The 12,771-nt window shown below is 43.1% G+C and carries 9 protein-coding genes; 8 read left to right on the forward strand and 1 reads right to left on the reverse strand.

Annotated elements, in window-relative coordinates; translation table 11 throughout:
• Positions 1-52 precede the first annotated feature (52 nt).
• The 5 genes from DW694_RS06595 (at position 53) to DW694_RS06615 (ending at position 8,463) form a co-directional block, all read left to right on the forward strand.
• Positions 53-445 (forward strand): VOC family protein, encoded by a 393-nt coding sequence (locus DW694_RS06595; RefSeq protein ID WP_118752766.1) that lies wholly within the window; start codon positions 53-55, stop codon positions 443-445.
• Positions 446-747: 302 nt separating this feature from the next.
• Positions 748-1,758 (forward strand): leucine-rich repeat domain-containing protein, encoded by a 1,011-nt coding sequence (locus DW694_RS06600; RefSeq protein WP_118752735.1) that lies wholly within the window; start codon positions 748-750, stop codon positions 1,756-1,758.
• Positions 1,755-3,107: a VWA-like domain-containing protein gene (locus DW694_RS06605; RefSeq protein WP_118608165.1), complete on the forward strand. Its 1,353-nt coding sequence runs from the start codon at positions 1,755-1,757 to the stop codon at positions 3,105-3,107. Before DW694_RS06600 ends, DW694_RS06605 begins: the two co-directional genes overlap by 4 nt.
• Before the next feature lie 145 nt (positions 3,108-3,252).
• Positions 3,253-5,667, forward strand: a complete 2,415-nt coding sequence (locus tag DW694_RS06610) for a glycosyl hydrolase family 65 protein (protein ID WP_059086721.1) — start codon at positions 3,253-3,255, stop codon at positions 5,665-5,667.
• Between the two features lie 96 nt (positions 5,668-5,763).
• Entirely contained in the window at positions 5,764-8,463 is a 2,700-nt protein-coding gene (locus tag DW694_RS06615; RefSeq protein WP_118608164.1) for a cellobiose phosphorylase, read from the forward strand.
• Between the two features lie 145 nt (positions 8,464-8,608).
• On the opposite strand, the gene DW694_RS06620 is transcribed toward DW694_RS06615, so the two are convergent.
• Entirely contained in the window at positions 8,609-9,349 is a 741-nt protein-coding gene (locus tag DW694_RS06620) for an AraC family transcriptional regulator (protein ID WP_118608163.1), read from the reverse strand.
• A 173-nt stretch (positions 9,350-9,522) separates the two neighbouring features.
• Between DW694_RS06620 and DW694_RS06625 the strand changes: the two genes are divergently transcribed.
• From DW694_RS06625 to DW694_RS06635, 3 genes are all read left to right on the forward strand, one after another.
• A complete protein-coding gene (locus DW694_RS06625) occupies positions 9,523-10,890 on the forward strand; it encodes an ABC transporter substrate-binding protein (protein WP_118608162.1) in 1,368 nt (455 codons plus the stop codon).
• A gap of 72 nt (positions 10,891-10,962) precedes the next feature.
• Entirely contained in the window at positions 10,963-11,916 is a 954-nt protein-coding gene (locus DW694_RS06630; protein ID WP_015526171.1) for a sugar ABC transporter permease, read from the forward strand.
• The gene (locus tag DW694_RS06635) at positions 11,916-12,761 is read left to right on the forward strand and encodes a carbohydrate ABC transporter permease (protein WP_044961860.1); all 846 of its coding nucleotides are present in this window, start codon (positions 11,916-11,918) and stop codon (positions 12,759-12,761) included. The genes DW694_RS06630 and DW694_RS06635 overlap by 1 nt, the downstream gene beginning before the upstream one ends.
• Positions 12,762-12,771 lie beyond the last annotated feature (10 nt).

The following is a 12,771-nucleotide window of genomic DNA, read 5'->3' on the forward strand; positions in this document are numbered from 1 at the left end:
TGCAGTAAAGCGGGATGCGAACACCGGATTTATGAAAGGATGGGGTTTTGAAATGAATTTAAAAGATCAGATGAACGGAGTTCAGCACGTAGGTGTGCCGACCAATGACATTGAGACAACCATTAAATTTTATGAAGCACTGGGATTTGAGATTGCTTTTCAGACCGTAAACGAAGCGGCCAATGAGAAGGTTGCTTTTCTGAAACTGGGAAATCTTGTGATCGAGACTTACGAGAACAAAGCAGCAAAAATGGAATCCGGTGCCATCGATCATGTTGCCATTGATGTGAAGGATATCGAGAAAGTCCACGAGATGGTGACAGCAGCCGGACTGAATACTATCAATGATGAAGTCCATTTCCTGCCGTTCTGGGAGAATGGTGTGAAGTTCTTTACTATTGAGGGACCGAATAAGGAGAAGGTGGAGTTTAGCCAGTATTTATAAGAAGTAAATAAAATTGTGTTCATGAGTGTGAAACAGAGTACAATACAGAGGTTCGTTTTGTGTTGCATACAGCCTGTCAGATATAAGATGATCAAAGATCATCGTGTATCCGGCGGGCTGTTTTCTGTATTAGACAGAATTTGGGGCCGAGGGAAAATTTCTTGCATGAAATGGATAATGAGACTACAATGAGATGCAGATGTGCTATAGAAGATCGGGATCAGCAGTAGATGAGATGATTCCTGAAGAATAAAAACAGGAAATGGATTTCGGATATCTGTTTCTTGGTATGATGGAGAATTATGAAAATACATTACAGAGTCAAAAAGAATACAATAGAAATTATCCGTTGTTACGGAACAGACAGCCGGGTGGTGCTGCCGGAAGAGATCAATGGCCTTCCGGTAGTCAGTGCGGCGCCGTATGCGTTTTCCGCACACAAGGATGGAGAAGAAGATACAGAAACCTGGGAGAGCGAAGATGTAATTTCGTTCGGGGAAGAGAGACTTCTTGCCGGGGAGGAAGTGCAGGAGATCGTTTTTCCCGATACACTGAAGGAAATCGGAAGATATATTTTTTATGGGTGCAAAAAACTGGAACGACTGGAATTTTCGGATACGCTGATGCAGGTGGGAACCGGGGCGTTTACGGGCTGCAGCGGGCTGAAGGAGCTTGTGATCCATCAGAAAAAAGGGTTCAAGTCCTGTACAAAGGAGATCCTCGGTGAGCTGTGGCAGAAGATCGATGTGGATTTTCTGTATGAAAATGGTGAGGCAGGTGGAAAACGTGCGCATATGGTTTTTCCGGAGCATTATGATGAGGCGGTGGAGAACACGCCTGCGAGAATTTTGTTTACGGAGTATCATGGTTCAGGGACCAATTACCGGCAATGCTTCTATAATAAAGAACTGGATTTCGCAGAGTATGACAGCCTGTTTGATATGGCAGTGGTAATGGATAAGCTGGAGGTTTTGGTTGATATGAGCTTTGGGCGGCTTCGTTATCCGTGGCAGCTGAGCGAAAAGGCGAAGAAGCAGTATGAGGATTATATCCGGGGAAATCTTAAGGATATCGGGGAATACCTGGTGGAAAGCGGAAACTTAAATGGTCTGGAGCTGCTTTCACGGGAAAAGCTCTGGAACAGAGAGGGCCTGGAACATAGTATTGATGTGGTGTCCGGGAAGAAGGATATGGAGATTTCCGCATTTCTGATGAATGAACGCAGCCGGATGCTGAAGGAAGAGCAGAAGGTTGCCGGGGAGACAGAAAATGAGAGGTGCCCTGTTAAAAGGAGAAAGAAGTTTCAGTTATGAGTGATATAGAAACAACTGAAAACAATAAAAATAACTTCCTGCCCGGTCAGGGATCCAATTCCCAGGAGGCAGCCCAGCGTCTCCAGGACATCGGCAGCAGCATCCTCCGGGCGGCAAGAGACGAGCTGTATCTTGGCATGCGTTTTCTGGATGTGGCGCTGAGCAGCTTTATTTATCAGATGGATGGTTCGGTCAGTCCGTTTGGAACAGACGGGGCTGTGATGTACTTCCATCCGGCACAGCTTGGCGGGCTTTATAAAGAAAACAGGATTCTTGTGAATCGAGGATATCTCCATATGGTATTTCACTGCATTTTCCGGCACTTTGGGAAGCCGGGAATAGAGACGCGTTTGTGGAATTTAAGCTGCGATATTGCAGTGGAGCATATGATCGACGGGATCTATCACCGCTCAGTCCGATATTCCAGAAGTCTTCTCCGGAGGGAAACCTACCGTCTTCTGGAAAAGGAAAAGAAGACGCTGAATGCAGAGAGAATCTACAAGATTCTGAAAGAAGAATTTCTGAAGGAAAAAGAACTGGCACAGCTTGAAAAAGAGTTCTACGTGGACGACCATAAATACTGGGCAAACCAGCAGCCCGACCGGAAACCCAATCCCCTGATGAGTAAAAAATGGGGAGATATCAGCGATGGGATCGAAACAGACCTAGGGACTTTTTCCAGAGAGTCAGGAGAGCAGGACGGAGATTTTCTGGACCAGCTGAAAATAGAGAACCGGGAACGATATGATTATCGGGAATTTCTGCGGAAGTTTGCAGTATTTCGGGAAGAACTGACTGTGGATCCGGACAGCTTTGATTATAATTTTTATACCTACGGGCTTTCCCTTTACGGGAATATGCCGCTGATCGAACCCCTGGAAACCAGAGAAGTGAAAAAAGTTTCGGAATTTGTCATTGTGATCGATACCTCCATGTCCTGTTCAGGAGAACTGGTACAGAGATTTCTGGAGGAAACCTATGGGATCTTAAGCGACAGCGGGAATTTTTTCCAGAAGGTAAATATACACATTATCCAGTGTGATGAGAAGGTGCATTCGGATGTAAAGATCACCGGTGCAGAGGAATTGCAGGAGTATATGAACAGCCTGGAACTTTACGGTGATGGAGGTACAGATTTCCGTCCGGCTTTTGCTTATGTGGAAGAGCTGATGGAAAAACGTGAGTTTGAAAATCTTAAGGGCCTGGTGTATTTTACAGACGGATACGGGCTTTTTCCGGCAAAGATGCCGCCATACCGGACAGCATTTGTATTTATGGAGCAGGAGCCTGAGGATGTGGATATCCCGGCCTGGGCCATGAAGCTGGTGATCACGGAGGAAGAATTGTAAAGAATTATATCCATATCTTATGTCATGAATCTGATATTTTAATCTTTTATTTTGTATATTGCTATCTGCATATCAGTTATAGTGTAGAAAATAGGTAACAACAGACAATGTTACGGAAAATATACAGAACAGGAGATTGTATGGCATGAGATATGGGTATTTTGATGAAGAAAAAAAGGAATATGTGATTACCAGGCCGGACACACCTGCTCCGTGGGTGAATTATTTGGGATCGCCGGAATACGGAGCAATCGTTTCCAATAATGCAGGGGGATACAGCTTTGCAAAATCCGGGGCGAACGGCAGAATCCTGAGATATATTTTTAATCAGTTTGATCAGCCGGGAAGATATATTTATCTCAGGGATAATGACACAAAAGATTATTGGTCAGCATCCTGGCAGCCGGTTGGCAAAGATCTCAGTGAGTATAAAAGTGAATGTCATCATGGCACAGCCTATACTAAAATGATGGCAGATTACAGCGAGATACATTCAGAGGTGAGATACTATGTACCGCTTGGGCAGTCCTACGAGGTATGGAATCTGAAAGTTACCAACTGCTCAGACAGAAAACGTGAGATCAGTGTGACTGGATATGCAGAGTTTACAAATAACAGCAATTATGAACAGGATCAGGTGAATCTGCAGTATTCCCAGTATATTACAAGAACAGTATTCTGTGGAGATCGTGTACGTCAGATGATCCATGCGAATCTGGACGGCCTTAAGGATGGGGAAGAGGTTGATAACAAGAACGTGTTCAACCGATTCTTCGGCCTGGCTGGAGAGAAGGTTTCTTCCTGGTGTGGTGACAGGGAAAAATTCCTTGGAAGATATCACGGATACAACAATCCAGCAGGGGTTGAAGCCGGAGTATTATGTAATGAGGGAAATTATAATGAAAACAGCTGTGGAGCTCTTTCAACTGTAATTACTCTGGAACCGGGAGAAAGTCGGGAAATGGCTTTTCTGGCAGGAATGAAGGAGGATAATGAAGCAGCGGAGATTATAGCACATTATGCAGACTGTGAAAAAACATGCGCGGTGGAGCTTGAAGAACTGATCAGTTACTGGCACGGACAGCTTGCACATTTTCAGATCAGAACACCAAGTCCGGAATTCGATACCATGATCAATACATGGAACGCATATAACTGTTTTATGACATTTATCTGGTCACGTGCAGCATCTTTTACTTATTGCGGACTTCGTAACGGATATGGATACCGTGATACTGTACAGGATATCCAGGGTGTGATCCATCTTGCACCCGAAATGGCACTGGATAAGATCCGTTTCATGTTGTCAGCACAGGTAGATAACGGCGGCGGTCTTCCACTTGTGAAATTCACACATAATCCGGGACATGAGGATACACCGGATGATGCGTCCTATGTACAGGAAACCGGTCATCCGGCATACCGCGCAGATGATGCACTCTGGCTGTTCCCTACTGTATACAAATATATTTCAGAGACAGGAAATTTTGCATTCATCGATGAAGTGATCCCGTTTGCAAACAAGGATGAAGGAACTGTATACGAGCATCTGAAAAGAGCTATTGACTTCTCCATGAACCATCTTGGCAGACATGGAATGCCGGCCGGACTTTATGCAGACTGGAATGATTGTCTGAGACTTGGAAAGGATGGGGAATCTACTTTCGTTGCATTACAGTTCTATTATGCAATGACTATCCTGAAAGAGTTTGCAAAGTACAAAAAAGATGAAAAATATATAAAATACCTGGAAGAAAAACAAGAGCAGCTTGGAAAATTGATCCAGGAACTCTGTTGGAATGAAGATCGTTTTATCCGTGGGTTTACGGAGCGGGGAGAGGTTATCGGAAAGAGAACTGACCCGGAGGCAAATATGTGGCTGAATCCACAGAGCTGGGCTGTGATCAGCGGCCTTGCAACAGAGCGGCAGGCAGATTTGGCCCTTCAAATGGTTTATGAAAGATTGAATACAGAATACGGTGCAATCCTTATGGATCCTCCATATCATGCAAATGCTTTCGACGGAGCACTTGCGGTTATCTACAATGCAGGAACAAAGGAAAATGCGGGAATCTTTTCACAGTCACAGGGATGGCTCATTCTGGCAGAAGCACTTTGCGGACATGGTGAGCGTGCATTTAATTATTTCCTGGAGAATGCTCCGGCAGCGCAGAATGACAGGGCTGAGATCAGACAGCTGGAGCCATACTGCTATGGACAGTTTACAGAAGGAAAAGCAAGCCCGAATTTCGGACGATCTCATGTGCACTGGCTGACAGGAACAGCATCTACTGTGATGGTAGGATGTGTAGAAGGAATTCTTGGCATGCGTCCGGATTTCTATGGCTTACGTATAGCACCATCGATTCCAAAAGAATGGGAGAAGTTTGAGATAAGCAAGGATTTCCGTGGATGTCATCTCCATATCACTGTGAAGAATCCGGGACATGTGGAAGCTGGATGTAAAAAACTCTATGTAAATGGAGAAGAACTTCCGGGTAATTATATTCCGCAGGAGAAACTTACCGGTGAGACAGAAATTGAATTCTATATGTCATGACATAATGGATATAAATTGCGAGGAGATCACATTTATGAATACAAAGTAAAATGGAATATAAATACCGTTTTATTTTGGCAGGAAGGAGATCACAGAATGAAATATATAAAATTTCAGGATAAAAATGGAAGCTTTTCCATAGAAAATCCGGAGAATTACAGCGGTTTATATATACCTCTGGCCGGAGAAAACGGATTGAAATCCGCGATCACCCCTTCTCTGGGAGGAGACAGCAAACTGGATCAGAATCATTTTCTGCTGGAACCGGTAAGCATTGAGAATCTTCATAATAATCGAAACACCAGAAATTTCTGGTGCAAGATAAAAGGAAAAGGTTACTGGTCAGCATGCGGAGTTTCGGCAGAACAGGAATTTCAGAAATATACTGATAAACAGGATAAAAGCAGCCTGGAAGCCGGATTTATGTGGCAGAAGCTGCACAGAACTTCTGAGAAATACGGACTTCAGTCAGAGATTTTGTCTTTTGTGACAGTGAAAGGTGATGCGGAGGTCCATCTTGTAAAGATTACCAATATTGAAGAGGAAGAACAGGAGATCACACCGGTTGCTGTAATACCTGTATATGGAAGAAGTGCAGACAATCTCAGAGATCACAGGCATGTGACTTCCCTTTTGCACAGGATAAGAACAACGGAGTACGGTGTTGAAGTAAAACCGGTGCTTTCTTTTGATGAAAGAGGTCATCAGAAGAATAATACTACATATTTTGTATATGGATCTGAAGGCGAAGGAACGGAACCGGAAAGCTTTTATCCTGATGTGGAAATGTTTATCGGAGAAGGCGGTTCTTTCCTGATTCCGGAGGTGGTCAGAGAAGAGAAAAAAGGTGTTCCGGCAGGAACAGAAATTGAAGGAAAGGAAGCTGTCGGTGGTATTCGTTTTGCATCCAGGGTTCTGAGACCACATGAAACAGCTGTATATGTTGTGACAGCGGGAATATCTGAAAAAAATCAGCTGCCGGAGGAGACTGCACGGTTTTACAGAACTGAAAAACAGGTTGCAAGAGAATTTGAACATGTAAAAAAACACTGGACAGAAAAAGTGAATGTTTCTTTTGAGACAGGTGATGAGGACAGAGATAATTATCTGAAATGGATCTGTTTCCAGCCGATATTAAGAAGAATTTACGGTTGTTCATTCCTCCCGTATCATGATTATGGAAAAGGTGGAAGAGGCTGGCGTGATCTTTGGCAAGACTGTCTGGCACTTCTGATCATGGATCCTTCTGTTGTACGTCAGATGATCGTCGATAATTACGGTGGAGTACGCATCGATGGAACCAATGCCACGATCATCGGAAACAGACAGGGTGAATTTATCGCAGACCGTAACAACATTGCCCGCGTGTGGATGGATCATGCTTTCTGGCCATTTGTGACAACGCAGCTTTATATGGATCAGACCGGGGATATGAATGTCCTTTTTGAGAAGATTCCATATTTCAAGGATCTTCAGACAAAAAGAGGAACTGCGCATGATGAAAAATGGAGCAGTGCCTATGGAGAAAATCAGAAAACAGAATCCGGTGAGATTTATTACGGAACGGTTCTGGAACACATTTTGCTGGAAAATCTCTGTGCTTTTTATGATGTAGGAGAGCACAACGAGATGAAACTTCACGGGGCAGACTGGAACGATGCCATGGATATGGCATGGGAAAATGGTGAGAGTGTGGCATTTACCTGTGCATATGCTGGAAATATGAAGAACATCGCAGAATATCTGAGAAAACTTCAGGAAAAGGAAATGTTTGACAGGATTGAAGTTGCGGAAGAAATGGAAATCTTGTTTACCGGAGACCGTGAGCTTTATGAAAGCCCGGAGAAAAAGCAGCAGCTTCTGAGACAGTACACAGAAAAATGTGCACATGATATCAGCGGAAATACTATTGTGATCCGTCTGGACCAGCTTAGCCGGAATCTGGATGAAAAGGCAGACTGGATGATGGAAAACATCCGCAGAAGAGAATGGGTAAAAGACGGAGAAAACGGCTGGTTCAACGGATATTATGATGATCATAAACGTCCTGTGGAAAGGGCAGAAAACAGCCAGGTACGTATGATGCTTACCAGTCAGGTATTTGCGATCATGAGTAAAACCGCACAGAAAGATCAGATTGAGTCTATCTGTAAAAGTGCGGATAAATATCTTTTTGACCGTCAGGCAGGAGGATATCGCCTGAATACCAATTTCCATGAAGAAAAATTTGATCTGGGAAGAATGTTCGGGTTTGCTTATGGAGAAAAGGAAAACGGAGCGGTATTTTCTCATATGGCTGTTATGTATGGCAATGCACTGTATAAAAACGGCTATGCAAAAGAAGGACATAAGGTTCTGGAAACGCTTCTGGACGCTGCCATGGATTTTGAGAACAGCAGGATGTATCCTGGAATTCCGGAATATTTTGATAATCAGGGAAGAGGATTGTATGCATATCTTACCGGTGCTGCAAGCTGGTATATGCTGACTATGATCACAGAGGTATTTGGCGTCAGAGGAGATCTTGGAGATCTGGTGATCGCGCCGGCACTGATGCCGAAGCAGTATAATGAGAATGGACAGGCATCTCTTACTATGGAATTTGCCGGAAGAAAGCTGGAGATCTGTATCTGCAATCCGGAGAAAAAACTTCCTTCAGAATATAAAATAAAAACAGTATGGTGCGATGAAAAGGAAATGAAAAACAAACAGAGTACCTGTGTACGTATAGAGCGGGAACTGCTCGAAAAGCTTTCTGTAAAAGAAACACACAGGATCAAAGTGGAACTGATGTAACAGAAATCGGTTATACATAATTGTTAAATTACAGAAACAGAAGTATCAATAGGAAAACGGCATCCCACAGTTGTAAAAAGCTGCGGGATGTCGTTTTTGATGCTGATAAAAAATATCAGCCATAATAATATAATAATAAGGATGTTTACCACATGGATTTGTAATATTTGTCACGGTACTTCTTTGGGGTAAGGCCGGTGAAGTTTTCAAAGATCTGGATAAAATGACTCTGTGAAGAGAAATTCAGATAATTGGCGATATCAACTACTGCTTTATCAGAGTATCGGAGCAGGTGAGTGGCTTTTTCGATTTTTTTCTCGCGGATGTAATCACTTATGGATACTCCAAGATTCTGTTTGAATACTCTGGACAGATAACTGGGAGAGAGTCCGGTATGTTCTGACAGATCCTGAATGGTGATACGCTCCTTAATGTGACCGTAAATATAGTCCACGCATTGCATGACCGGTCTGGAAAGAATAGAGCTTTTTTTCTGGAGGATCATTTTTCCGGTAAAATCTCTGGCCATAATATGATGCAGATCTGCAATCTGGCGTACAGTGGTGCAGGAATCCATTTTCAGAATGTAAAAATCGCTGAGACGATATGCCTGTTCAGACTCCAGTCCACCGTCAATACAGTAACGGGTGAGCATGGCAGTAGTGACAACGAAATGATACTTCAGGTTGGTCAGAGGATTTTTGGAGAGGATACCGGTTCCCTTCAGATGAAGAAAAGAGTCTTCCTCGCAGTTTTTGTTTACAGCTTCCATATCACCGGCTCTTACGGCATTGTAAAAAGAATATTCCACAGAGGGAGAGCGATGAAGAGCTTCCAGTTCTGTATCTTCCAGTTCATTAGTAATCCAGTCTTGGGAAATGGACATATTGATATCCTCCTTATATGTTGGTGTTTAAGGAATGTATTGGTTTCTTATATTATGACATGAATCTGACATTTTGTTAAGATTAATAATATAATCGCAGATAAAAAAATGGTATATTTTTATCATCAAAGGTAAAGCATCGGGGATGCTACAGAAAAAGGAGGATTTATACTATGAAAAAAAGAGCGGTATCTATGATCCTTGCAGCAGCAATGGTTTGTGGAATGATGGCAGCAAATGTAAGCTGTGTATCTGCAAAAGGATCGGATGAGGGAAAAGTGATCAATATTTATTCCTGGAATGATGAGTTCCGTCAGAGACTGGAAGCTGTTTATCCGGAAGTAGAGTCCACTTCCAAAGATGGTACAGTTACAAAACTGAAAGATGGTACAGAGATCCACTGGATCGTAAATCCGAACCAGGATGGCGTATATCAGCAGAAACTGGATGAGGCACTTCTCAACCAGGCTGATGCAAGTGCAGATGATAAGGTAGACATATTCCTTTCTGAGACAGATTATGTATTCAAATATACAGACAAAGATGCAGATGTTGCAATGCCTCTTACTGATCTTGGCATTGATCCGGACAAGGATCTTGCAGATCAGTATGATTTCACGAAAACAACAGCTTCTGATGCGGATGGAGTACAGAGAGGCGCCACATGGCAGTGCTGCCCGGGTGTCCTTGTATATCGTCGTGACATTGCGAAAGATGTTTTCGGTACTGATGACCCGAAAGAAGTTGGCGAGAAGATGAAAGACTGGGATACAGCCAAAGAATCAGCAGCTCAGCTGAAAGAAAAAGGATATTATACATTTGCTTCTTATGCAGACACTTTTCGTTTATATGGAAACAGCATTGAGAATCCGTGGGTAGAGTCCGGTGATTCTGTGATCAAAGTAGATTCAAAGATCATGGACTGGGTAAAAGATTCCAAAGAGTGGCTGGATGCAGGTTATCTTAACAAAACTGTAAAAGGTCAGTGGAACGATGACTGGAACAAGGCAATGAGTTCTGAGTCCAAGGTATTCGCATTCCTCTTCCCGGCATGGGGTATCGACTTTACTCTGAAACCAAACTGGGATGGAGCAGAAGGTGACTGGGCTGTTACAAATCCTCCGCAGGAATACAACTGGGGTGGCTCTTACATTCAGGCTGCAACAGGAACAGATAATCCGGAACATGTCAAAGATATTATCCTGGCAATGACGGGAAATCAGGATAATCTTCTTAAGATTTCCAAAGAATACTCTGATTTTACAAATACAAAATCCGGTATGAAAGATGCAGCTACAAATGCAGATTTCGCATCTGATTTCCTTGGTGGACAGAACCCGTTTGAGTATTTTGCACCGGTTGCAGAGAATATCAAGATTGCACCGCTTTCCGCATATGACCAGGGTTGTGTAGAGCTGATCCAGAACGCTTTCAGTGATTACTTCCAGGGTAAAGTAGACTTTGACAAAGCAAAAGCCAACTTTGAGACAGCTATTCAGGAGCGTTATCCGGAGATCACAGAGATCCAGTGGCCGGAATAAATACCACATGAGGATAATTGTTGATGCTGCAGGATCTTTGAATCCTGCAGCTTGCTGGAAAGGAAGAGCATTATGAAGAAAAAGAGCGTTAATTACGGAAAATGGGGATACATATTTATTCTTCCGTTTTTTGTGATCTATTTTATCTTTTCGCTGATTCCGCTGTTTGATACAGTGAGATACAGCTTTTTTGAATATTTCCGTTCTGGAATCAAGCAGATTGGTCCTAATTTTATAGGACTTGCCAATTATGTCAGTCTTCTGCATTCTGACATGCTGAAATACGGACTGAATACACTGATCCTTTGGGTGATCGGATTTGTTCCGCAGATCGTTATTGCACTGGTGCTTGCATGCTGGTTTACCGATGCCAGGCTGAAGCTTCATGGCAAGCAGTTTTTTAAGGTTGTAATTTATCTGCCGAACCTGATCATGGCATCAGCATTTGCACTTCTGTTTTTTACCATGTTTTCCACAAACGGACCTGTAAACTCCATTTTGTGTTCACTGGGCTGGATAAAGGAACCGATTGATTTTCTGGGCTCTGTTCTGGGAACAAGATCATTGGTAGGTTTCATGAATTTCCTGATGTGGTTCGGAAACACGACCATCATGCTGATGGCAGCAGTAATGGGAATCAGTATGGATATTTTTGAAGCATCGGATCTGGACGGATGCAACAGCATTCAGCGTTTCGTCTATATTACGCTTCCACTGATTCGTCCGATTCTTTCCTATACTCTGATCACTTCCATCATCGGTGGCCTTCAGATGTTTGATGTACCGCAGATCCTCACAAACGGACAGGGTAATCCGGACAGAACATCCATGACACTGATTATGTTCCTGAACAGCCATCTGAAGAGCAAGAATTATGGTATGGCCGGAGCATTGTCTGTATACCTGTTTATTATCAGTGCAATCCTCTGCTTCTTTGTATATCGTATGACTAACGACAATGATCCGGACGGATCTAAGAAAGCAGCGAAAAAGAGAGCAAGAGCAGAAAGGAGAAAAACAAAATGATGAAAGATAAGACAGCCAGCAGGATCAGAAGTATCGTGGCACATGTGGTACTTATTATTCTTTCCTTTATGTGTCTCTTTTTCTTTTATGTACTGATCGTGAATGCGTCTCATTCTCATGCAGAGCTTCAGAAGGGATTTTCTGCTCTTCCTGGAAAATATTTCTGGAAAAACCTGATGAATGTTGCAAATGACGGAAGCTTTCCGATGTTCAGGGGAATTCTTAACAGTATTATCGTGTCCGGATGCAGTGCAGTATTATGTACATATTTTTCCTCACTGACAGCATATGGTCTTTATGCCTATGATTTCAAGGCAAGGAATGTAGCGTTTACATTTATCATGGCGATCCTCGTCATGCCGACACAGGTAACTGCAATGGGCTTCCTTCGTCTGATCACAAAGATGGGATTATATGATTCCCTGCTTCCGTTGATCATTCCGTCTGTTGCGTCACCGGCCGTATTCTATTTTATGTACAGCTATCTGCAGTCCTCACTGCCGATGTCACTGGTAGAAGCAGCCAGAATTGACGGCTCCGGAGAATTCCGTACTTTCAACAGTATTGTCCTGCCAATCATGAAGCCGGCAATCGCTGTACAGGCGATTTTTACATTTGTAGGCTCCTGGAACAATTATTTCGTTCCTGCTCTGGTTATCCAGTCTAAAAGCAAGATGACTGTTCCAATCCTGATTGCAACACTTCGTGGAGCAGATTATATGAATTTTGATATGGGTAAGATTTACATGATGATCACAGTTGCCATTGTGCCGATCATTATCGTATATCTCCTTCTTTCCAAGTTTATCATCGCAGGAGTGACACTTGGAGGCGTAAAAGAATAACAAAAGGTAG

This window comes from Ruminococcus sp. AM26-12LB (assembly GCF_003480785.1).
Lineage (GTDB): Bacteria > Bacillota > Clostridia > Lachnospirales > Lachnospiraceae > Blautia_A > Blautia_A fusiformis.